Below are 21,383 nucleotides of genomic sequence, written 5' to 3' on the forward strand. Positions count from 1 at the left end.
ACTAAACTACCGCACCGGGGAAGGCTTAGAGCTGTCTGTAAAGCTCGTAGCCCCCGATGAGGTTGCGCAGCTGTGCCTGCGGGTGACGCTGGCGCAGCACTTCCAGCGCCTGACGGGAGCGGACCCCGATCTTGCAGTAGAGCACCACCGGCCTGTCTGCGCCGCCCTCGAGACCCGAGACTCCGGCGTCGTCGTGCCAGAGGTCGCCCAGTGGGACGTTCACCGCACCCTCGATGGTGCCCAGCTGGTGCTCCCAGGGCTCCCGGACATCGACGATCCCGCCGATCGCTCCGGACTCCATCAGTGCCCGCAGCTGCTTGGGGGTGAGCTCGTCCTCGAGCTTGGGGTCCCCGGTGAAGGGGTTGAAGTCGAGGTCATCGGCGGCGTCTGGCTGCTCGGCGGCGTCTGGTCCACCTGCGTCTGGTCCGGCGGCGTCTGATCCGGCGGAGGACGGGCCAGTGGCGGGCTCGGTCGCGGGGGCATCGTCGGGGGCCTCCGCCGCCGCGGCGGGCGCCTCGGGATTGAACCCGCCGAGTCCGGCGACGTCGGCGCCGATACTGGTCACCGGCACCCGCTCGGGGTCCGGCTGCAGGCTGATCTCGCGGAAGCTGGCCTCCAGCGCGTCATAGATCAGCACCCGGCCCAGCAGGGTCCGCCCGATGCCGGTGAGGAACTTGATCGTCTCGGTGGCCATGATCGAGCCGATCACCCCGGGCAGCACGCCGAGCACCCCGGCCTGGGCGCAGGTGGGGACCTCCCCGGCGTCGGGAGCCTCGGGGTAGAGATCACGGTAGGCGGGGCCTTGGCCGGCCCAGAAGAGGCTGACCTGTCCGGCGAAGCGCAGGATCGACCCGGAGACCATCGGCTTGCCGGCGATCTCGCAGGCGTCGGCGACCACGTAGCGGGTGGTGAAGTTGTCCGAGCCGTCCACCACGACATCGGCCTCATGGATCAGCTCCAGCGCGTTGGCGGCGGTGATCGGCTCCCGGTGCTCATGGATCACGATCTCCGGGTGCAGCCCGCGCATCACCGCAGCGGCGGAGGCAGTCTTGGGCTCCCCGATGCTGGCCTCGGAGTGGATCACCTGGCGGTGCAGGTTGGAGCGGTCCACCACATCGTGATCGATCACCTCGATGGTGCCCACCCCGGCGGCGGCCAGGTAGGTCAGGATCGGGGCACCCAGGCCGCCCGCGCCGATGACCACCACGCGGGAGTTCAGCAGCTTGGCCTGGGCCTCGATGCCGAAGCCGTCCAGGGAGAAGTGCCGCTGGAACCGCTCCATCTGGGAGCGGGAGAACTGGGAGAGATCATTCATGGTGGGAAGGGTCCTCAGGTGAGTTCGTCGATCGGGGCGATCCGGCCGTCAAAGGCGGAGGAGGCCTGGGCATGTTCGCGCCGTGGGATCCGGCCCGCCCGCGCGGAGAGGTAGCCGGCGTGCACGGCCATCCGCATCGCGGTGGCCATCTCGCTGGGGCGCTGGGCGCGAGTCACCGCGGAGGCGACCAGCACGGCGTCGCAGCCGAGCTCCATGGCCAGGGCGGCCTCGGAGGCGCTGCCGATGCCGGCGTCCAGGACCACCGGGATGCTGGCCCGGGAGGTGATCAGCTCGATGTTGTGCCGGTTCAGGATGCCCAGGCCGGTGCCGATGGGGGCGCCCAGCGGCATCACCGCGGCGGCGCCGGCCTGTTCCAGGCGCAGCGCGACGGCGGGATCGTCGGAGGTGTAGACCATCGGGATGAAGCCGCGGTCGGCGAGCTGCTCGGTGGCCTCGAGGGTCTCGATCACATCCGGGAGCAGGGTGTGCTCATCGGCGATGACCTCGACCTTGATCAGATTCGTCTCCAGCGCCTCGCGGGCCAGCTCGGCGGTGAGCACCGTGTCCTTGACCGTGTAGCAGCCTGCGGTGTTGGGCAGGATGTCGATGCCGAGCCGCTCCAACATCGAGAACACCGAGGTCTTGGTCTCGGGGCTGTACCGGCGCATCGCCACGGTGGTCAGCGTGGTGCCCGAGGCCAGCAGGGCGCGTTCAAGCGCCTCGAGGTCGGTGATGCCGCCGGTGCCCATGATCAGTCGGTTGGCCAGCGTGTAGTCTCCGACCTGCAGGGCGGGAAGGTCTTCGGCGCGCAGTGGTGTGTTCATAGGACTCTCTTCTCAGCCGCCCTGGACGGCGGTGACGATCTCGAGGTCTTCGCCCCCGGTCAGGGGGGTCGCGGACCAGCGGCTGCGCGGGACGACGGCGGCGTCGAGTGCGACGGCGACGCCGAGCCTGCCGCCGTCGGCCGGGGTGCCGTCGGGGTTGAGGCTGCGCCCGGTGGTCGCGGCGACGGCGTCCACCACGGTGGCATCCTCGGGCAGCGTCACGGGTTCTTCATTGATGCGGACGGTGAGCATGGTTCTCCATGTCATCAGGTGCGGGTGGTCTTGGCACAACACGGCGCGAGCCGGGTGTGTTCCTGGTCCGATCCAGGACGCGCCGCCGGTGCGACGCGGGCGTTGTCCAGTCTAGTGAGTCAGCCCCGGTGCCGGGTGAGCCGCATGCGGCTCAGGAGCTGCTGGTCCGCTGCGCTGATCTCGGGTCCCGGATCCAAGAGGGCGGCGCCGAGCCGGGCGGCGAGCGGGGCGAGCAGGATCCCGTGGCGGGAGTACCCGGTGGAGACCACCAGCCCGGGTCGCAGCTCCCCGAGGAAGGGACGCTCGTCCGGGGTGCCGGGGCGGGCGCGGGTGGTGATCTCGGTCAGCTCCATGTCCTTGACCGCGGGCAGCACGGTGACGGCGTCGGTGAGCAGCTCCTGGACGGATCCGGCGTGGGTGCCGGTGAGGCTGTCTTCGCGGGTGGAGGCTCCGATGACCAGTCCCCCGTCGGCGCGCGGGACCAGGTAGACCGAGCGGCCGTTGACCTTCGCCCGGACGGTGGCCTCTAGGAGGTGGGACTCCCCGCGCATGAGCTGCGCCGGGTTGACCTGCAGGCGCAGCACGTCGCCGAGGATCGGGCGCAGCTCCAGCGGGCAGTCCTCGGTGAGGCCGGTGATCTCGGAGTATCCGAGTCCAGGCACCAGGAGCACCGCGCCGAACGGGTGCGCCGCGCCGTCGTCGGTGGTGAGGGTGAAGCGCGAAGCCGCGGCGTCTGATGCGTCGGTCGCTGCGGGAGCTGCGGCGGCTGACTCGTCGATGGCGGTCACCGTGCCGGTGAGCCAGCGGGCGGGGGCCCCGGCGCCGGGGAACTGACTCGGATCCAGCTCGGCCTCCAGCGCGGCCTGGGTGGCGGCCACGAGTTGGCGCGGGTCGATCTGGTGATCACTGGGGACGTCCCAGCCCTTGGAGAGCCCGGGCGCGAGGCCCGGCTCGCGGCGGCGCAGCGCGGAGCTGGTCAGTGCGGTGACCTCCATGCCGTGCTCGCGCTGGACCACCGCGAGCTCGGCGACCGCGTCCCGGTCGGAGCGGTCAGCGGCGATGAGCAGCGTGCCGTTCTCGCGGTATCCGGTGGGCACATCGGTGGCGCGGGAGAGCGTGGCGAGGAACTGGGGGTACTCGGCGCGGGAGGCGGTCATGATGGGCCAGAGATCCTCCTGGCCGTATTGGACCTCGCTGATCGGGGCCAGCATCCCGGCGGCGGCGTAGGAGGCGTCCTGGGCGATGGACGGTGCGATGACGGTGACGTCATGGCCGGTCAGACGCAGCTGCCAGGCGGTCAGAAGCCCGATCACGCCGGCGCCGACGACTGCGGTGTTCGCCCTGGTGTTCACAGAGCGGGCGACGGGAATCGAACCCGCGTCGTCTGCTTGGGAAGCAGAAGCTTTGCCATTAAGCTACGCCCGCATTCCGGCCGGTTGCGGCCAGGGTTCGAGATTACCAGGTGCTCAGGGCTCATGCGCGCAACCCTGCCCTGCACCCGCCGGACTGGCTGCGCCCACTCGTCTGTCAGTGGACAAGCGGATGCGCAGGGCCGGTCGCGCAGGGGCTGGCCGAGTGTGTCTAGCGCAGTGCCCGATCGGCGTCCCGGGGCGGTTCTTCGTCACCGGGAATGTGGACGTCGGCGACCAGGATGTTGACCTCGAGGACCTGAAGGCCGGTGCCCTGTTCCACGGCGCGGACCACCTCGCGGCGGATGTTTCGGGCGACCTCCACGATCGGCGCCCCGAACTCCACGATGACGATCAGATCCACGGCCGCCTGCCGGTCACCCTTCTCCACTGCGACCCCGCCGCCCGCCTGAGTCCGGGAGCCGGGGATCCGCTCGGAGATCGCCTCGAAGGAGCGGCGAGCGGCACTTCCCAGGGCATGGACCCCGCTGACCCGACGGGCCGCGAGGCCGGCGAGCTTGCGCACCACGATCTCCTCGACGGTGGTGCTCCCGCGATCCGTCACCAGGGGGCTCAGCGCCGCCTCGGGCTGGGGCCCCGGGGCCGCCGCTGAACCTTCAGTGGGCATCGGTCACACCCATGACGCGGATCTTGACCTGCACCGGGGCCCCCGCGTGGCTGATCATCAGGGTCTGGACCGCGGCGTGGACGTCGTCGACCACGAGGCCCGCCGGACGGCTTCCGTCGATGTACAGATCGACGTAGACGACGACGCCGGCTGCCTCTTGCACGATGTCGACCCCGGTCGCCGGGGTGGTCTCGGCATTGAGCAGCCGCTGCGCCGCCGCGGTGAGGACCTGACGGAAGCTCGGCACCAGTCGCGCCACGCCCGGGGCCGCGGAGACGGACTCCACGACGGCGGCCTCGAGTGCGGCTCGTTGACCCCGAGCCGCGCCGCCGTGCAGGGCGTCATCGCCGGGTACCTCACTCATGGCGGGATCGTCCCTCGGAGCGTCACTCATCGTGGACATCCTCCACCACCAGGTCCACGTGACCGGCCCGCACACCGATGATCAGCTCCATGCGTTCAGCGATCCGAGCCCGCAGGCGCGGTGCGAACTCGGCCAGCGACTCTCCCAGCGCCATCGTGAGGGTCACCCGCAGGTCAAGCGGCTGGCCCGGCACACTCTCGGAGGTGACCTTGACCCTGCGGGCGCGCAGGCCGGGCTCCTCATCCACGGCCGCCCTGACCTGCGCGCGCAGTGAGGCGGTGGTCATGACGTAGGGAAGTCCCGAGGAGGAGTAGAGCGCGGTGCTGGGTCCGCGGGCCGCCTCGTCCTCGACGATGCTCATGATGCGGGCTTTGAGGCCGCTGACCTGTTCACCCGCGGAGGTCTCGGTGCGGCGGTAGTCATCGACCACGTTGCGCAGCCGGTCATAGCTCTCCAGCGCCTGCGCCTCGGTGATCTCGTCAAAGACGTCCTGATCAGCAGGCTCGCGGGGGTCTGAGGGCGGCTGTGTCATGCCCATCCTTTCATTCCCTCGACGATGGCCAGGCGTGCACGATGGATCCGTCCTCGCACGCTTCCTTCGGTCACTCCGAGCACCTCCGCGACCTCGGCGTAGGACTGGCCCTCGATCTCGTAGAGCAGCCAGCTGATTCTCTGCTCCGGGGACAGCGTGCCGAGGACCTGCTCAAGCTCCTGAACCGCGGCGGAGGTCTCGGCCCGGTCCTCCACCGAGGGCCCTGGTCCTGATTCTTCCACCATGTCGGCAGGATCAACAGCGTCAGTTCCGCGCACCTCACGGCGTCGAAGGAGATCCAGACACGCGTTGCTGGCCAGCCGGAAGATCCAGGCCTTGAAGGCGGCAGGGTTCTGCAGCGACTCCAGCCGCCGCCAGGTGACCAGGAAGGTGTCCTGGACGATGTCCTCGGCATCCGCGCGGTTGCCCAGCATGCGGATGCACAATCCGAGCAGTCGGGATTCGTATCGGTCCACAAGCTGCTCGAATGCCAGCAGGTCACCATCCTGGGCGCGAGCGACAAGCGTGACCTCGTCGGGACCGGAGGGAGGTGCCCCGGCGCCGGCGGTCTGGCGTGACATGGGCTCATAGTACACAGGCTCCGGGGAAGAACTCCGCAGCCTTCGGCGTTGACGCTTATGGTGCCGCAACCGGCATCTTCAGGCGCATCCAGACGAGGAGTCCCCCATGCCCACGGCGACCGCAGCAGTGGACCGCGAGACCATGCATCAGCTCTTCGAAGGCCGACACACCACGCACCTCTTCTCTGAGGGCGCGGTCGACCTGGAGCTGATCCAACAGGCCTACCAGGACGCCCGCTGGGCTCCGACCTCCATGAACTGCCAGCCGATGCGCCTGACCGTGCTGAACCCCGGAGAACGGCGCGACGCCGTCGTCGAGCACTTCAAGGGTGACAACGGCAAGAAGACCTCTGCGGCGCCGCTGAGCGTGGTCCTGGCCTATGACCCGAACTGGCATGAGCACATGCCCACGCTCTACCCCCAGGCCGAGGGGCTGCGGGAGAAGTTCGCCGGGCGCCTCGAGTTCCGCGAGAAGATGGGCCGCGACAACGCCTTCCTGCAGGCCGGGTACTTCATCGTGGCACTGCGCGCCCTGGGACTCGACGTCGGCCCGATGGCCGGTCTCGACGCCCCCGGGGTCGACGCCGAGGTCCACGCAGACACGGGTTGGAAGACCTTGATGGTGCTCAACGTGGGCCACGGCCCCAGCGCCGAGGACGAGGCCCAGTACCCGCGCGGCGAGCGGTTCGACTTCCCTGAAATCTCGCAGGTCCTCTGACGCCTCTCCACGCCAGGGCCGGGTCTTCCCGCCAGCGGAAAGGCTCACGGGAGCGCGCGAGGCCTTCAGCTCGCATGCAGGAGGCGCGTTGGCACCGACCAGCGCCAAGCGTTAGATTCGACAGGTGCAGAAGGCCCTCATGGACCTGACCACCGATTCCAAGGAGCATCATCATGGCTGAGAATTCACCACAGATCACCGGCAAGACCATCGCACTGCTGGTCACCGACGGCGTCGAGCTGCCGGAGCTCACCGAGCCCATCGCCGCCATCAAGGCCGCCGGCGGGACCGCCAAGATCATCTCCCCCAACCAGAAGTCCCTGCAGGCGATGGAGGGGGACTGGAACCACTCGGACCACTTCGACGTCGACGTCCAGCTGAGCTCCGCCTCGGCAGGCGACTACGACGGGCTGGTGCTGCCCGGCGGCACCCTGAACGCCGACAGCCTGCGCATCGACGAGGACGCCAAGACCTTCGTCTCCGCGTTCTTCGCCGCCGAGAAGCCCGTGGCCGCGATCTGCCACGGTTCCTGGATCCTCACCGACATCCAGCAGGTCAAGGGCCGCCGGGTCACGAGCTACCCATCCCTGAAGACTGACCTCACCAATGCCGGCGCCGAATGGGTGGACGAGTCCGCGGTGGTCAGCAACGGTCTGGTCACCTCGCGGACCCCTGATGATCTCGATGACTTCAACCAGGCGTTCCTGACCCTGGTCGCCCAGGCCTGAACACATCACCCAGGCTTGAACACTGAGCCTCGGCCGATGAGCCGAAGGCGAACATGCGCTGCGGCCAGGACCTGACACGGGTCCTGGCCGCAGCCGTGAGCGCTGGCCTGCCCCGCGATCTCCGAGCCGAGTCGATGCACAGCCCTCAGGGGTGCCCTACTGTGGAGACATGAACGACACTGAGGCCATGGCACACTCTCCGCACCCCTCCCACATGGGCCACCTGCGCCGTGAGCGCCTGGTCTCGGCCCGGCTCTACGTCTGCACCGATCTGCAGCGCTTCATCACCCGCCCGGAGGCCGGGCCGGTGGACGAGCTGGACTTCGACGCGCTGCGCGAGTTCTTCGTCGCCTCCTACACCGGCGGCGTGGACATCATTCAGATCCGCGACAAGGGTGTGGCGGTGCAGACCGAGATCGCCGCGCTGACCCTGCTGCGCCAGGTCGCCAATGAATACGGCGGGCTCTCCGCGGCAAATGACCGTGCCGACGTCGCGCTGATCACCGGGGTCGACGTCTTCCACGTCGGCCAGGATGACCTGACCACGGAAGAGGCCAGGATGGTCCTGGGCGATGATGTGGTCATCGGCCGTTCCTGCCAGAGCATCGGGCAGGTCCAGGAGGCCGATTCCGACATCGGTCTGGACTACTACTGCACCGGGCCGATCTGGGAGACCCCGACGAAGCCGGGCCGCGCCGCCGTCGGACTCGAGCTGCCCGCCCAGGCGGCGAGGCTGGAAAGCTCGAAGGTCTTCTTCGCGATCGGCGGGATCGATGAGACGAACATCGGCGAGGTCACCGCGGCCGGCGCCGACCGCGTGGTGGTTGTCCGCGCCGTGACCCAGGCTTCTGACCCGGCCGCGAGCGCCCGGGCGCTGCGCCAGCAGCTGCCCGCTTAGGGTTCGGCTTCTGCTTCGACTCGGGCTTCGCGCCCGACTTGGACGTGGCCTTGGACTCGACGCCGCTGCTGATCTCGCTGCGACCGCTGCCGGGCTTCCGGCCGCGCGCCACCCCGATGAACTCCTGGATCACCGGAGAGTCGACCTCGCGGAGCCAGGCCAGGCCCACGTCGTAGCCGGGAATGCCCTCGATCTCGCGGATCACGATGTCCCGGCGGGCGAACATCCGGGCCACCGAGTTCGGCAGGACCACGAGTCCGGCTCCGGAGGCGACGACCTCCAGGGCCATCCGCTCCCCCACCGCGAGATCGGTTCCCTGTTTGGGCGTGTGGACGTCCTCGGCGGCGGTGGTCTGCTCCGGGTCCGCTGACTGGGCGTCCTGGAGCATCTCTGCCGGGTCGAAGAACGGCTCCGCGGCGATCTCCTCCCAGGTCACTGAGGTCTCGGCGGCGGCCACCCAGTGATCGCGGGAGGCGCAGACCACCGGGGCCTCGCGATAGAGCCAGACCCGGTGCAGGTCCTCACCGGTGGGAGCCTGCGTGTCCTCGCGAAATCGGATGTAGCCGACGTCCACGGTCCCGGCACGCAGCCGCTCCAGCTGGCCGGCCTCGTCGAAGCGGTCCACGCTCAGCGCGAAGTCGGGGTAGCGCTCGCGCCAGCGCGTCACCCATTTGTCCGGCGTCGCACCCGGTATGGCTCCCAGTCTCATCGGGCCAGTCTACGGAGCAGCGGGTGCTCGGCTGCTCAGCCAGTCCACCGCGCGGTCCCGGTAGCCGAGGAAGCCCTTATAGTCGGCCATGTCCTCGGGCAGCTCGGCGAGCACCGCCGTCAGCCTGTCCCGCCAGGGCTCCACCTGTGCGATGACCTCAAGGGGCAGCTGGTAGGTGCGGATCAGGAACATGACGCAGCCGGATTCAGCCAGCCGCACCAGGTGTTGGACCTCCACCCGCAGGTGCACCTCGGCACTGAAGGCGGCATCCTCGAGGTCGAGGATCCGGCCGCGGGCGGGTCCCCACTCGGGGTAGGTCTCGGTGGACTGATCCAGCCGCCCACCGACGCTCAGCGACCAGTTGGTCCGGCGATACGGCTCCCCCGGCTGCAGACGCATGGCGAACTTCTCGGCGCGGACGGCGATGCCGGTGTCGTGGATCCGTGGCACCGGCCCGTGGACCTGGAGGAAGCTCATGCCCAGGTTGAAGCCGAAGGACCAGTTCGAGGCGAAGCAGACCAGTCCCGCATCCACGAAGAGCTGGCCCTCTCGCTGATCCAACAAGACGATGTCCTCCTGGACCTGGTCACCGATGAACGCCAGCGGCTCCTGCGGCAGCGTGTGGGGATCCCCGTAGGTGAAGCGCTGATCGATCCCGGCTCGGCGGTTGATCCAGCGGAACCTCCCCGCGGCTTCACGGTGCAGGCTCATGGTCTCCGGAGAGGCGAGGCTGAGCTCCTGCATCAGGGTCAGCATGGCGTCCCAGGCGGCGGGTCGCATATGCGCCAGCACCTGCCTCCGTGAGGGGTCCCGGCGCAGGATGTCCCGCCGCTGCGCAAGTTCCTCGGAGTATCGGCCATCGATGTGCACCACACTGTCTCCCCACTGGCCCGCTGGGGTGTGTATGGGCTGACCCGCGGGCCCCAGGTTGATGGAGTACCGGTAGGTGTCCTGGGCGAAGGGGAAGGGGAAGGCGCGGACGTAGTCGCTGAGATTCGGTTGCGTGCTCACAGCGGGACCTCGAGCCGGTCGGACACGGCTCGCGAGACGCAGCACATGAGTGAATCATTCGCGGCCCGTTCCTGCGCCTGCAGGTAGTGGTCGCGGTGCAGCGGGACCCCGGCGGTGACCTGGATGCGGCATTCCCCGCAGAAACCCTGCCGGCAGAGGTTGGGCACCGCGATCCCCTGGTCCTCGAGCGCCTCCAGGAGGCTCTGACCGGGCGGCACCGTGATCGTCTGCTGCGAGACGCTGAGCGCCACGTCGAAGGAGACTCCCGGGTCCAGCGCCTCGGTGTTGAAGCGTTCGGTGTGCACCCGTTCCAGCGGCCAGCCGCGTTGGGCGGCCGCGTCGCGGACCGCGTCCATGAAGCCCTCTGGCCCGCAGCAATACAGCTGGGTGCCGATGGGCTGGCGCTGCAGGCTGGACTGGAGCTCGGCGCGGAATGCGCCCCGGTCGGTGAAGCTGCGCAGCGCATCCCCGGCAAGGTCGCCCAGCTCCCGGAGGTGAACCGCGTGACCGGGCCGGTGCAGGTAGCGCACCTCCACCGGTTGGCCCCAGCGGACTGCTGCGCGCAGGTGCGAGAGGATCGGGGTGACACCGATGCCCGCGGCGATCAGCAGATGCTTGCTGGCCTTGTGCATCGGCGGGAACAGCGAACGCGGCCCTCGGGCCAGGACCGTGTCCCCCGGGCGCCGCTCATGGAGCCAGCTCGAGCCGCCGGCCTCGGTCCCGGTGCGCAGCACCGAGATCCGGTAGGCCTCGGGCATCTGGGAGTCCCCCTGCAGCGAATAAGCGTTGATCGAGGGCCCACATTCCAGGACCAGGTGACTTCCCGGCGTGAAGGAGGGCAGCCATCCGCGATCGGGGCGCGCCAGCGTCAGCGTGCGGACCCGCGGGGCGGCCTCGACCACCTCGGTGACCTCCAGAACAAAGTTGCTCATGCCAGACCTGCGCGAGCGTCGACCGGCTGCTCCGCGTCATGTCTGACGCCCAGGAAGCCGCCTGCGAGCGGCGAGAGATGGTCCTGGACGGCCAGGGTCGCCGAGCAGCCGTCACAGGTGAGCAGCTGCGTCCTCGGCCTGGCGGCCAGCGTCGCCGCCAGCGTCGCCGCCAGCGTCGTCGCGAGTGTCAGGGCCCGGCAATGAACGCAGACCACGGGGATCCGCTCCACCTCGGTGGTGCTCACGATGATCTCCGCGGCGAGCAGCCCGGCCTCCAGCGCCCGCGCACGGGCCCGCAGGACGTCGGCCAGCGGCCCCACGAGCATCAGCCGCCAGCCAACGACGGCGCGCTGAAGCTCCTCGGTGAGCAGGCGCTGCTCTCGGGCCTGGTCTCCGGGGGCCAGCACGAGGATGCGGTGTCCGATGCCCAGGTCGGTCAGCTCGCTGCTCCACCCTGCGGCGAGCGACCTCACCCCATAGCTGAGGATCGTGCAGGAGGCGGCGGCCGGATCCACCGGCTGCGCGCCGGGCACACGCGCCCAGGCGGGAACGCTCGTCGGGTCTAGCACCGGCGCCATCGGTCCTCCCAGGTGAGAGAGAGTCTTTGCCGTAGCCGACACGATACCTTGCCCCCGCGGCTATACGGAGGCGTAGAGTGCCTCGAAAGCTGGTGAGGGACGAGAACGGCGACCCGGCGCCCATTACTCGGCGGCCGAATACTCCGGCAAGAACGTCACGATTTCCGGGATCATGATCAGCACCGCGACCACCACCACATCAGCGATGATGAACGGGGCGATGCCGCGGAAGATCCTGCCCAGTCCCGCCTCGGGCACCGACCCGGAATACACGAAGGCGTTCATGCCCACCGGCGGAGTGATCAGGGCCATCTCTGCCACCTTGACCACCAGGATGCCGATCCAGATCTCCTCGAAGCCGTAGGCGCTGAGGATGGGGTGCAGCAACGGGGCCGCGATGAGGATCATCGACACCCCGTCCAGGAACATGCCGAGCGGGATCAGGAGCAGCAAGCAGCAGATCAGGACCACGTAGGGCGACATGTCCGCGTCCACCACCGTGTCCACCAATGCTCTGCTGACTCCGGAGAAGGCCAAGAAGTAGGTGAAAACACCTGCCCCGACCATCAGCAGGAAGGTCATCGCGGTCAGCCCCACTGCTTCGGTGAGTGATTGCCGGATCACACTCAGCCACATCGGTGGCCGCGTCCGGATCAGCAGGATCAGCAGAGCCGCCATGGCCCCGAAGGAGGCCGCTTCGGTGGGCGTGGCGACACCCATGTAGATGGTGCCGATCGAGACCAGGAAGATGACCGCGAGGAACAGCAACCCCACGACGTCGAACCGCGGCTTGTCCTGACGTGCTGCCGGGGAAGCCGGGGCTCCCCCCATGGCACCCGGGTTCGTGACCGGGACAGGGTCGTCGTCAAGATCCTGGACCGGAGCCGAAGAGGCTGAGACGGTCTCCTTGGTCCGGACCTGTTTGCGACGACCGATGAGCACGAGCAGCACGATGGTGACCGCGTAGGCCAGAATCGTCAACAGACCCGGCCCGATGCCGGCAAGGAGCATCGGTCCGATGCTGACGCCAGTGACCACCGCGTAGAGCACCAGAATGATCGACGGTGGAATCAACACGCCCAGGGTGCCGCCGGCGCACACCACACCTGCGGCAAGACGGATCCCGTACCCGGCCTTGAGGATCGCGTCTGTGGAGACCCGCGCCATCGTCGCCACGGTGGCGACGCTCGACCCAGTCACGGCTGCGAAGAATCCAGACCCAGTCAATGATGCCAGGGCAGGTCCGCCGGGGACTTTCACCAGCGTCCGGGAGGCCGCGTCAAACCCAGCCTCGGCGAGCCTTGCATTGACCGCAAAGACTCCCATCAGGATGAACAGCGGAATCACGGTCAACGTGTAGCTGGCCGAGGTGGAGTATGGCTGATTCGCCACCGTGCTGAGTGCCCCATCGGTGCTGAGCAGCATCACGATGCCCAGCGCGCCGGCAATCATCAGCGAAAGCCCCACGTGGAGGCGGATCGCCAGCATGCCGAGGAAGGCGATCAGGACGACGATCAGTGCCACGATCGTTTCGGTTGTCATGCCGTGACTCCACTCTCGGAACGGGATCCGCGCAGCGCGAGGAACTGGTGAACTTCTCTCCAGAGTGCGAGGACGAAGAACACGAGGAACGAGATCACCAGGATCAGCTTCCACGGCGCGGTGGCAAGGCCGAGAACACCATTGGTGGTCTCCCCTCGCTGCACCGCGCCGAGGTACACCTCGGTCAGCCCGAGGATCAGCAGGGAGCCGACGGCCGCCAGCAGCAGAATGCGCAGCACCGAAAACATCAGCCGACCCATGCGCGGTAGTCGCGCTTCGATGAGGCTCACTGACACGTGCTTGCCTGTGATCTCGGCAGCGCCGAGCCCCAGGAAGGCGACGGCCACCAACAGCACCGTGGAGATCTCCACTGTGCCCAGGATGGACCGACCCTGGACGTTGCGGCTGACGACGTCAGCGACTGTCAGCAGCACGAGAGCCAGCAGGCAGAGACCGGCGATGACGCTGAAGGCAGAGGCCACCCAACGAGCGGGGCGTGGCAGTGAGGCGCTCATCGACTACGTCACTCGCCCATGCAGGCGACCAGCGGGTCCGAGTAGTCGGAGCTCTCCGCGGTCTCGTCGATGAACTGGCGGTAGTCCTCGAGCACGGATTCTGCATCCCCGCCCTGATCGGAGACCCAGGCTTCGGCGATTCCGGCTTCTTCCTGCCACGCCGTCACGTCTTCCTCGGTGAAGCTGGAGAACTCGGTGCCGGAGTTCTGCAGCTCCTCACAGGCCTGGTTGCCCAGAGTGTCGAGTTCATCCAACCCGTAGCCCACTGCGTTCTCGCTCGCGGTCCGCAGTGCCTCCTGATAGGCCTCAGGCATGGATTCGACCAGCTCGGCATTGACCACCACGACCGAGGAGGCGTACGAGCCGATCCCCGGCTCCAAGACATGTGGGGTGCTCTCCGAAAGCCCAAAGGTCGAGAGATTCGCGATGCCCAGAGAGGTGTAGCCGTCGATGACGCCTCGCTCCATGGACTCATACACGTCGGGAGCGGTCATGCTCACCGGATTGGCCCCCACGCTGATCATGGCTTCGGAGACCACCCCACCAGAGCGGATGCTCAGACCCGAAAGGTCATCGGGGGTCTCCGCCACCTCGTTGAGTCCCACCACGGCGATGCCGATCGGCAGCGGGAAGAGCTGCTGCACGCCCTGTTGCTCGAAGTCCCCGCGGTAGGCCTCGTTCTGCTGGTAGAGCTGATCCAGAGCGACCATCTGGGCTTCGGGATTATCGGTCTCGAAGGGCAGCTCGGAGACGGTGTACATCGGCAGATCCGATGCGGCGTAGAGCGAACCGACCTGAGCCATGTCCGCGCGACCGTCGATCGTGGCCTGCAGGGACTCTTCCGCCCCCACGAGGCTCTCGGAATAGTGGAAGTCGACCGTGACACCACCCTCGGTGAGCTCCTCGACCTCTTCGGCCCACCGCTGCACCGTGAGCGACTGATCGGAGGTGTCGTTGGAGTAGGTCGTGTAGGTCAGCGTGAAGGTCTCCTCCGTCGAGGCCTCCCCACCCCCGTCGCCTCCGCCGCAGGCGGAGAGCCCCAGGATGCCGACCGCGCCGACCGCGGCGCTGCGCCACAGGACGCTGGAGCTGAGACGTGTGCCTTTACGTGTGATTTTCATGTGACTCATCCATTCATCGGTGCGACGCGATAGCGGCGCAGGGACAGTGCGGGATTGGACAGACGGACAGCTTCCAGGCGCTGGTGTGAGAGCTCCGCCAGCGCAAGGTCTTCGGATTCCCCGACGCCTGCGAGCGTGTTGCCCATCGGGTCGAGGATGGCGCTGTTTCCAGCACCGGTGGGCGCGGCCTGACCCGCAGCCAACACGTAGATGGTGTTCTCGATCGCACGAGCCCGGATCAAGGTGTTCCAATGGAACTCCTTGAGCGGGCCGGGGACCCACTCTGCGGGCAGCGCTACGACGTCTGCCCCGGCGTCCACCAGAGTCCTGGTCACCTCCGGGAAGCGCAGGTCGTAACAGGTCTGCATTCCCACCGTGAATCCACCCACAGACATCAGCTGAGGAGCCTCCAGCGCACCGGCGAGCACCCGGTCCGACTCCTTATAGCCGAAGGCGTCGTAGAGGTGGGTCTTGCGATAGACCGCGGCGATCTCGCCCTCCTGGATGCCCACCAGGGTGTTGTAGATCCGTCCGTCCTGGGCGGTCTCATTGATCCCTGCGACCAGAGTGACACTCAGCTGTCGAGAGATCTCCCGGAGCTGCGTGACTGCCGGTCCGTCCAGTGATTCCGCGCTGTCGACGAAGCGGTCGTCCATCGTGGGAACGGTGAAGACCGCGTACTCCGGAAGGACGATCAGCTCAGCGCCCTGGTCGGCGGCTCGGCGAATCATCACCTCCATGGAAGCGAGGTTCGCGTCTTTGTCCGCACCAGGTGTGAACTGGGCGATGGCTGTCTTCAACATGGCGCTCACTTTCCGGCCTCGGCCTGGATCTCCTGCAGCGCCGCGCTGGCGCCGGAGAGCCCCGCCAGCAGGGCACCGTACTGCATGGTGGCGATGATCAGATGCGCGTTCTTCTCTGCTGCCAGCTTCTGTTCTACCGGGCTCCAGGCGGGGAGGATCCACGGCTTGCCCGCCGCATTCGCGGCATCGGCCAGGTGGGCGATATCGGCCAAGTCGCCCTCGCCGGCGGTGTAGGCACCGCGGTCGCGCCTCAGCGAAAGGTCCGAGGGTCCGATGAAGATCCCATCCACCGAGTCCAGCGCCAGGATCTGCTCGATGTCCGCGAAGGCTGAGGCGTCTTCGATCATGGGATAGCACCGGGTGCCGGCGTCCTGCTCAGCGACCCAGGCGTCATCGAAGCCGCGGTAGTTCGAGACTCTGCCGCCGGCGAAGGAGCGATCACCCAGTGGTGGGAACTTGGCGTAGCCGCAGACCTGCTCGGCATGTGCCACGGACTCCACGTGCGGAATGGCCACGGCATTGGCACCAAGATCAAGAGCCTGCTGAACGGCCTCACGCTGAGGGCCCAGGACCTTGACGATCACCTCCATGCCCTTGGCTCGGATGAAGGGGAGCAGCCAGTTGAGTGCCGCAAGATCAAATGAGCCGTGCTCGACGTCGAGCACGACCGTGTCGTATCCGGCTAGCGCGGCCACCTCCACCGTGGAGGCTGATGGTTCGGAGAGCCAGACCCCGTGAAGTCCAGCCTCCTGTGTGTGTCGATTCATCCGGTTCCTTCCGCAGTGGGGTTCTCGTGGGCCTGAAGCTCTAATACACCACGTGCATGTTTCTTGTGTGTTGCTTGTATACAAAGAGAGTGCAACATGTGGAACTACGTTAGACTGAGTGTGTGCCATCACACAAGAGAAACGACACAGGTTCCTCAAAAACCTTGCCCAGTGCCCGGGACCGGGCCTATTCCTGGATCGCCTCTGCGATCCTGTCCGGCGACGTCGCCGAGGGGCAGTTCCTCGATGAGGTGACGCTCGCCCGCGAGGTTGGCACCTCAAGAACTCCGGTGCGAGAGGCCCTACATCGACTCCAGGCCGAAAAGTACGTCGACCTCGTGCCCCGCCGGGGCGCCCAGGTGCGGGTGATGACCTCGCGTGAACTGCGAGAGATCTACCAGGCTCGATTCGTCGTCGAGTCCGACGCGATCACGAAGATCTGTCGACGCCATAAAGGCCCGCCTCCGGGTATGGCCCAGCTGCTCGACGACATGGAGGAGGCCGGGCGTCAGGAGCAGTGGCGCAGCTTCGCCCAGATGGACCAGATCCTGCACCTGAACCTGGTTCGCCACCAAGGCAACTCGGTGCTCGCAGAGATGTATGAATCCCTGGGCCCGCGGCACACCCGGCTGGCCGTGCGCACCCTTGTTGAGGCCACCGAGCGCCTGGAGCTGATCGAGAAGGAGCACCGCGAGCTGCTCGCAGCATTGCAGGACCACGACGCTGACCGAGCCGTCGAGGTGCTCCGCCGGCACCTGCGGGAGATCCCAGAGATCATCGAAGCCTTCACGGGCTGACCTGAACGGTCTCGGGTCAGTCCAGCAGCCAGGTGGGGGACTCCAGGTAACGCTGCGCAACTTCCACGGCCCCCGGCAGCTGTGCATCCCAGATCTCGGGAGGCAGGGCGTCACGGCGATGCGTGGTGGTCCAGCCCAGCATCGTCAGCCGACGAAGCATGCTCAGCGCGCAGGCGAAGCGGACATCATCGGCGGTGAGCTCGCGGACGCTTCGGTATCCGATGATCCATTCATGCGCGATCCGTCTGGCGTAGGGCTCGTGTTCGATGAAGGACAGCGCAGCGGCGAAGTCGTAGAGGAACCAGCCGTAGCCACAGTCGTCGAAGTCGATCACGGTGAGCCGATCGTGGTGCATCATGATGTTCGAAGGCCTCAGGTCCGCGTGAATCAGACCCCACCCCCGGCGCCTGGGCGCACTGAGCTGCACCTCCCTCACAGCTGCCGCCTCTGCAGCGTGCAGGGCCTGATGTTGCTGGGCCTGCATCGGTGCGGCTCGCCAATCACCCCATCGGCTGGAGCGCCCGATCATGTCCTGGACCCTCCACTGGAAGCGGTCGAATCCCGAGGGTGGCTGCCAGTTCTCCGCGTGGCCGTGGAACTCCGCGGTGGCTCGGCCTATGCGTCGATAGTAGGAGGACGGATCGGGCAGGACATCTATGATGTCCTCGAGCACCGCGCCCTGGACGAAGGCGAACGCCACCATATGCCACGGGGCCTCCCCCGCCGGGGCGCCATCGACTGAGTCCCGGCTGAAGGTGTGCAGCAGCGCGCCGTCGACCCGTGGGACCACCTCAGGGACGCTGATGTCTACGTCTGCACCCAGGGCCCTCACCCACTGCAGCTCGGACCGAATCTGGGCGGGATCCACGTATCCGGGGCGATGGACCCGGAGCACAGCATGTGGGCGGGCGTCGACATCGACCCGGAAGGTCGCATTCTCAGAGACGGCAATCAGGGCGAGCTGAGTCCGGCTTGGGTCGAGTCCCCAGGCACTGGTGACCTCACGGCTCAGCCACTGCGGGGCTGGCTCACCTCGGCTCAGCGTGGCGAAGACGGTGAACGGCTCGACGGCGACTGCCTGGTTCACGACGGGCTCCGGCGGTGCGGTGGGAGCCTGGGGCGCGGCGGGGGATGTGATGGTGGTGTTCTTCTGCAAGAGATTCTCCTCGAATGCGGGCGAGGAGGGCTGGGTGCCTGCCTCACTGTGCCACGCCGTCACCTGAAGAAGCACGGCAGGAACAGGATTTCGGGAGAGGTTTAACAGGCTCTTCATGCAGCCCGCTGCACGTAACGAACCATTCACCAACGCCGGGGGTCTGTAACACCGCCGAAACCTGCCGGCGGGGTCGGCACCGGGACGGACTGAGACGATGGAGACACCACGACGAATCGGAGGGCTGGGTGCCTTCCGTATCGGTCTCAACTTGAAGGACTCTCATGGCCCTGCGTTCCACCATCATGGACAACAACAGCTTTCGCGCTGAGCATGCCGCGGACCTGGATCCACAGACCCGTCGACTAACCGAACGGCGGAATGACGTCCTGGGTGGTTCCTACCGACTCTTCTACCGCAAGCCGGTCCACCTGGTCCGCGGCGAGGCCCAGTATCTCTGGGACGCTGAGGGGCAGAAGTACCTGGACATGTACAACAACGTCGCCTCGATCGGGCACGCCCATCCTGCGGTGGCCGAAGCCGTCCACTCCCAGATGCTGCAACTGAACACCCATACCCGGTACCTGCACGAGCGGATCCTCGACTACACCGATGACCTCCTGGCCACGCTGCCTCAGTACCTGACCCCCGGGGACTTCAAAGCCATGTACATGTGCACCGGCTCAGAGGCCAACGACCTGGCGCTGCGAATCGCCAAGGCCCATACCGGCGGCACCGGACTGATCGCTACCACCGAGGCGTATCACGGCAACTCCGAGCTCAGCTCGTCGGTCTCTCCCGCCCTGGGCAGCGGGCAGCCCATCGGTGAACACGTCTGGCTGCTCCCGGCCCCGGACAGGTACCGGACCGGGGTTGCGGAGATCGGTGTGTGGTTCGCGGAGAAGATTCGCGCCGCGATCGCCGATATGGAGTCCAAGGGGGTGACGTTCGCCGGCTTCATCGCAGACTCGATATTCTCCTCCGACGGTGTGCTTCCAGGCAGCTACCTCAAGGAAGCCGTCGAGGCGGTGCACTCCGCCGGTGGGGTGTTCATCGCCGACGAGGTTCAGCCAGGCTTCGCTCGCACCGGGGACCAGTTCTGGGGCTTCGCAGCGCATGGAGTGACACCAGACATCATCACCACCGGCAAGCCTATGGGCAATGGGATCCCGGTCTCGGGCCTGTTCGCCAAGGCCGATGTCCTGGCCTCGTTCAGCGACACCGTGCCCTACTTCAACACCTTCGGGGGCAATCCGGTGTCCATGGCGGCCGCCCAGGCCGTGTTGGACGTGATCCGTGCCGAGGGACTGCAGGAGCACGCCAAGGAACTCGGAGCTGCAGCTCTCACACGGTTTACCCAGCTCGGCGACGCCCACGACTCAGTAGGAGATGTTCGGGGTGCAGGACTCTTCATCGGCTTCGAGCTGGTCAAAGACCGCTCGTCCAAGGAACCGGATCGCGAGCTCGCGCTGAACCTGCTCGAGGAGCTGCGCCAGCGCGGCGTCCTGACCTCGGTGGCCGGACCGCACGGCAATGTACTGAAGCTGCGCCCCCCGCTGCCCTTCACCCACACCGACATCGACTGGGCCGCGGAGGCGCTGGACGCCTCGCTCAAGGCTCTGAGCTGAGTCCACCCTTGTCTGCCGAACCGAGCCGATCCCCCGAGGTTCCGGCAGCCACAGAGGTGGTCTATCTCCAGCTGCTCAGGCTGCTGCGAGACGGTCGCTTCCGTCCCGGTGAGCGCCTGGGCACCGAGCGTGGCCTTGCGGAGCAGCTCCAGGTGCCGCGCAGCGCGCTGCGCCGGGCGCTGGACCGGCTTGAAGCCGAGCATCAGGTCCGGCGGGCGATCGGCCAGTCCGGAGGAGTCTTCGCCGACGACGGCAAGATCCAACGTCACCTGAACACGGTTCAGGGAGTCCCCGACATGGTCCGCCACCAGGGGCTCACCGTCGAGACTCAGGTCCTCCGGGCCGAACTCTCGCAGCCCTTCGCCGAAGAACAGCGTGCGTTGCAGCTGCCCGGGACGGCCCCGGTCCTCCGCATCGTGCGAGTGCGCCGAGCCGGGGCGGCCACCTGGTCGTTGGACACCTCGGTGCTGCCGGCACGCCGGTTCCCCGGACTGCTGGCCGCTGATCTCACCAGCTCCCTCTACGCATTGTTGACTCGGGACCATGGGCTGGTGGTGGACCGGGCCGAAGAGACCGTGGAGGCGACGACGGCGACCACGGAACAGGCAGGAGTGCTGGGTATCCCCGAGGGGGCCGGGCTGTTGGAGATCCATCGGATCACCTACGACCAACAAGACGCCCCCGTGGAGTACGCCCACGACTTCTTTCGTGCGGATCGCACCCGATTGCATATGCAGAAGGTCGGTACCAACTGGAAGCGCTCCCAGCAGTGACTCAGGCCACCTTCTCCCCGAGGAACTCCACCGCGCGGCCCCAGGCGAGCTGCGCCCGGTCCGGATCATAGGTGCCGATGGCGTTGGTGTCGTTGTGGAAGGCGTGGCCGGCGTCGTAGTAGAAGTAGCTGACTTCCGCGCCGGACTCGGCGCGGATCTGCTCCTCCTGCTCGCGGGCCTCTTCCACCGGGTAGCTCGCGTCGTGTTCGGCGTAGTGGCCCTGCACGGCGGCGGTGATCCCGGCGTAGCTCTCCGGGACACCCTGACCGACTCCGTAGAACGGCACGGCGGCGGAGACCTTCTCGCCCTGCTGGGCGGCCATGGCCAGCACGAACCCGCCACCCATGCAGAAGCCGATGGCCCCGACCGTGGCCGAGGTGACCGCATCCAGCCCCAGCAGGTGATCGGTGGCGCCGGCGAGCAGCCGGGCGCCCTCCTCGGCGGGAAGCTTCGACATCATCTCGCCGGCCTCGTCCCCGTCGTGGGTGATCGAGCCGCCGTAGAGGTCCGGGGCCAGGGCGACGAAGCCGGAGGCGGCCAGCCGGTCGGTGACGTCCTTGATGTGGTCGGTGAGTCCCCACCATTCCTGGATCACGATCACCCCGGGCCCGGCGCCGCTCTCAGGCAGCGCCAGGTAGCCGTGACCGGTCTGATCGCCGGCCTGGCCCCCGGTCCGGCCGCCGGAGTCGGTGCCGTTGTCGGTGCCGGTGCCGGTGAGCGAGAAGGTGGTGTTCTGGTGCGGGGTCTGTTCACTCATGGTCTGACTCTAACCAACGTCCGGCTCCGAGCAACACCAAAGCTGCCG

At 67.5% G+C, this 21,383-nt stretch carries 25 protein-coding genes and 1 tRNA gene; 6 read left to right on the forward strand and 20 right to left on the reverse strand.

Translation table 11 applies throughout. From position 1 onward, the window contains the following. Nucleotides 1–25: 25 nt before the first annotated feature. The 9 genes from moeB to I2487_RS07625 all read right to left on the reverse strand — a co-directional run bounded on the left by moeB (nt 26) and on the right by I2487_RS07625 (nt 5,905). The gene (gene moeB / locus I2487_RS07585; protein WP_207171229.1) at nt 26–1,315 is read right to left on the reverse strand and encodes a molybdopterin-synthase adenylyltransferase MoeB; all 1,290 of its coding nucleotides are present in this window, start codon (nt 1,313–1,315) and stop codon (nt 26–28) included. Between the two features lie 14 nt (nt 1,316–1,329). After that, nucleotides 1,330–2,139, reverse strand: coding sequence for a thiazole synthase (locus I2487_RS07590; RefSeq protein ID WP_207171228.1), 810 nt, complete (start codon nt 2,137–2,139; stop codon nt 1,330–1,332). Between the two features lie 12 nt (nt 2,140–2,151). Continuing rightward, nucleotides 2,152–2,406, reverse strand: a complete 255-nt coding sequence (thiS, locus tag I2487_RS07595; RefSeq protein WP_255546024.1) for a sulfur carrier protein ThiS — start codon at nt 2,404–2,406, stop codon at nt 2,152–2,154. Between the two features lie 104 nt (nt 2,407–2,510). Beyond that, nucleotides 2,511–3,743, reverse strand: a complete 1,233-nt coding sequence (locus I2487_RS07600; RefSeq protein WP_207171226.1) for an FAD-dependent oxidoreductase — start codon at nt 3,741–3,743, stop codon at nt 2,511–2,513. Between the two features lie 2 nt (nt 3,744–3,745). Then, nucleotides 3,746–3,816, reverse strand: a tRNA-Gly gene (locus tag I2487_RS07605). A 156-nt stretch (nt 3,817–3,972) separates the two neighbouring features. Beyond that, the gene (locus I2487_RS07610; RefSeq protein ID WP_207171225.1) at nt 3,973–4,428 is read right to left on the reverse strand and encodes an Asp23/Gls24 family envelope stress response protein; all 456 of its coding nucleotides are present in this window, start codon (nt 4,426–4,428) and stop codon (nt 3,973–3,975) included. Continuing rightward, a complete protein-coding gene (locus tag I2487_RS07615) occupies nt 4,418–4,792 on the reverse strand; it encodes a hypothetical protein (protein ID WP_207171224.1) in 375 nt (124 codons plus the stop codon). Before I2487_RS07615 ends, I2487_RS07610 begins: the two co-directional genes overlap by 11 nt. Before the next feature lie 22 nt (nt 4,793–4,814). Beyond that, nucleotides 4,815–5,324, reverse strand: a complete 510-nt coding sequence (locus I2487_RS07620) for a hypothetical protein (protein WP_207171223.1) — start codon at nt 5,322–5,324, stop codon at nt 4,815–4,817. Continuing rightward, nucleotides 5,321–5,905, reverse strand: coding sequence for an RNA polymerase sigma factor (locus tag I2487_RS07625; protein ID WP_207171222.1), 585 nt, complete (start codon nt 5,903–5,905; stop codon nt 5,321–5,323). The genes I2487_RS07620 and I2487_RS07625 overlap by 4 nt, the downstream gene beginning before the upstream one ends. 106 nt (nt 5,906–6,011) lie before the next feature. Between I2487_RS07625 and I2487_RS07630 the strand changes: the two genes are divergently transcribed. The 3 genes from I2487_RS07630 (at nt 6,012) to thiE (ending at nt 8,249) form a co-directional block, all read left to right on the forward strand. Then, nucleotides 6,012–6,623, forward strand: a complete 612-nt coding sequence (locus tag I2487_RS07630) for a malonic semialdehyde reductase (protein ID WP_207171221.1) — start codon at nt 6,012–6,014, stop codon at nt 6,621–6,623. A 173-nt stretch (nt 6,624–6,796) separates the two neighbouring features. Then, nucleotides 6,797–7,351, forward strand: coding sequence for a type 1 glutamine amidotransferase domain-containing protein (locus I2487_RS07635; protein WP_207171220.1), 555 nt, complete (start codon nt 6,797–6,799; stop codon nt 7,349–7,351). Between the two features lie 169 nt (nt 7,352–7,520). After that, nucleotides 7,521–8,249, forward strand: a complete 729-nt coding sequence (thiE, locus tag I2487_RS07640; protein WP_207171219.1) for a thiamine phosphate synthase — start codon at nt 7,521–7,523, stop codon at nt 8,247–8,249. Here the strand turns inward: thiE and I2487_RS07645 are convergent. The 9 genes from I2487_RS07645 to I2487_RS07685 all read right to left on the reverse strand — a co-directional run bounded on the left by I2487_RS07645 (nt 8,146) and on the right by I2487_RS07685 (nt 16,227). Then, a complete protein-coding gene (locus I2487_RS07645) occupies nt 8,146–8,958 on the reverse strand; it encodes a LysR family substrate-binding domain-containing protein (protein ID WP_207171218.1) in 813 nt (270 codons plus the stop codon). The two genes, thiE and I2487_RS07645, sit on opposite strands and share 104 nt — an antisense overlap. Before the next feature lie 9 nt (nt 8,959–8,967). After that, nucleotides 8,968–9,969, reverse strand: a complete 1,002-nt coding sequence (locus tag I2487_RS07650; protein WP_207171217.1) for a heme-dependent oxidative N-demethylase subunit alpha family protein — start codon at nt 9,967–9,969, stop codon at nt 8,968–8,970. Next, a complete protein-coding gene (locus I2487_RS07655) occupies nt 9,966–10,901 on the reverse strand; it encodes a PDR/VanB family oxidoreductase (protein WP_207171216.1) in 936 nt (311 codons plus the stop codon). Before I2487_RS07655 ends, I2487_RS07650 begins: the two co-directional genes overlap by 4 nt. Next, the gene (locus I2487_RS07660; protein WP_207173025.1) at nt 10,898–11,479 is read right to left on the reverse strand and encodes a dimethylamine monooxygenase subunit DmmA family protein; all 582 of its coding nucleotides are present in this window, start codon (nt 11,477–11,479) and stop codon (nt 10,898–10,900) included. Before I2487_RS07660 ends, I2487_RS07655 begins: the two co-directional genes overlap by 4 nt. Before the next feature lie 123 nt (nt 11,480–11,602). Next, the gene (locus I2487_RS07665) at nt 11,603–13,021 is read right to left on the reverse strand and encodes a TRAP transporter large permease (protein WP_207171214.1); all 1,419 of its coding nucleotides are present in this window, start codon (nt 13,019–13,021) and stop codon (nt 11,603–11,605) included. Next, nucleotides 13,018–13,536: a TRAP transporter small permease subunit gene (locus I2487_RS07670; RefSeq protein ID WP_207171213.1), complete on the reverse strand. Its 519-nt coding sequence runs from the start codon at nt 13,534–13,536 to the stop codon at nt 13,018–13,020. The genes I2487_RS07665 and I2487_RS07670 overlap by 4 nt, the downstream gene beginning before the upstream one ends. Before the next feature lie 8 nt (nt 13,537–13,544). Then, on the reverse strand, nt 13,545–14,657 hold the full coding sequence (gene dctP, locus I2487_RS07675) for a TRAP transporter substrate-binding protein DctP (RefSeq protein ID WP_207171212.1): 1,113 nt from the start codon (nt 14,655–14,657) through the stop codon (nt 13,545–13,547). A gap of 5 nt (nt 14,658–14,662) precedes the next feature. Further along, nucleotides 14,663–15,460 carry a carbon-nitrogen hydrolase family protein gene (locus tag I2487_RS07680; RefSeq protein WP_207171211.1) on the reverse strand — a complete coding sequence of 266 codons (798 nt, stop codon included), beginning with the start codon at nt 15,458–15,460 and terminating at the stop codon, nt 14,663–14,665. Nucleotides 15,461–15,465: 5 nt separating this feature from the next. Further along, nucleotides 15,466–16,227 (reverse strand): HpcH/HpaI aldolase family protein, encoded by a 762-nt coding sequence (locus tag I2487_RS07685; RefSeq protein ID WP_207171210.1) that lies wholly within the window; start codon nt 16,225–16,227, stop codon nt 15,466–15,468. 164 nt (nt 16,228–16,391) lie between these two features. Between I2487_RS07685 and I2487_RS07690 the strand changes: the two genes are divergently transcribed. Then, on the forward strand, nt 16,392–17,024 hold the full coding sequence (locus I2487_RS07690) for a GntR family transcriptional regulator (protein ID WP_207171209.1): 633 nt from the start codon (nt 16,392–16,394) through the stop codon (nt 17,022–17,024). 16 nt (nt 17,025–17,040) lie between these two features. On the opposite strand, the gene I2487_RS07695 is transcribed toward I2487_RS07690, so the two are convergent. Further along, nucleotides 17,041–18,180: a phosphotransferase enzyme family protein gene (locus tag I2487_RS07695; RefSeq protein ID WP_207171208.1), complete on the reverse strand. Its 1,140-nt coding sequence runs from the start codon at nt 18,178–18,180 to the stop codon at nt 17,041–17,043. Nucleotides 18,181–18,461: 281 nt separating this feature from the next. On the opposite strand from I2487_RS07695, the gene I2487_RS07700 reads away from it, so the two are divergent. Both I2487_RS07700 and I2487_RS07705 read left to right on the forward strand, forming a co-directional pair. Further along, complete coding sequence (locus I2487_RS07700) at nt 18,462–19,805, forward strand: aspartate aminotransferase family protein (RefSeq protein ID WP_207171207.1); 1,344 nt, start codon at nt 18,462–18,464, stop codon at nt 19,803–19,805. Between the two features lie 8 nt (nt 19,806–19,813). Continuing rightward, entirely contained in the window at nt 19,814–20,578 is a 765-nt protein-coding gene (locus I2487_RS07705) for a GntR family transcriptional regulator (RefSeq protein WP_207171206.1), read from the forward strand. A gap of 1 nt (nt 20,579) precedes the next feature. Here the strand turns inward: I2487_RS07705 and I2487_RS07710 are convergent, their stop codons facing one another. Further along, entirely contained in the window at nt 20,580–21,335 is a 756-nt protein-coding gene (locus tag I2487_RS07710) for a dienelactone hydrolase family protein (protein ID WP_207171205.1), read from the reverse strand. Between the last annotated feature and the right edge of the window lie 48 nt (nt 21,336–21,383).

It is taken from the genome of Nesterenkonia sp. E16_10, from assembly GCF_017347085.1.
Lineage (GTDB): Bacteria > Actinomycetota > Actinomycetes > Actinomycetales > Micrococcaceae > Nesterenkonia.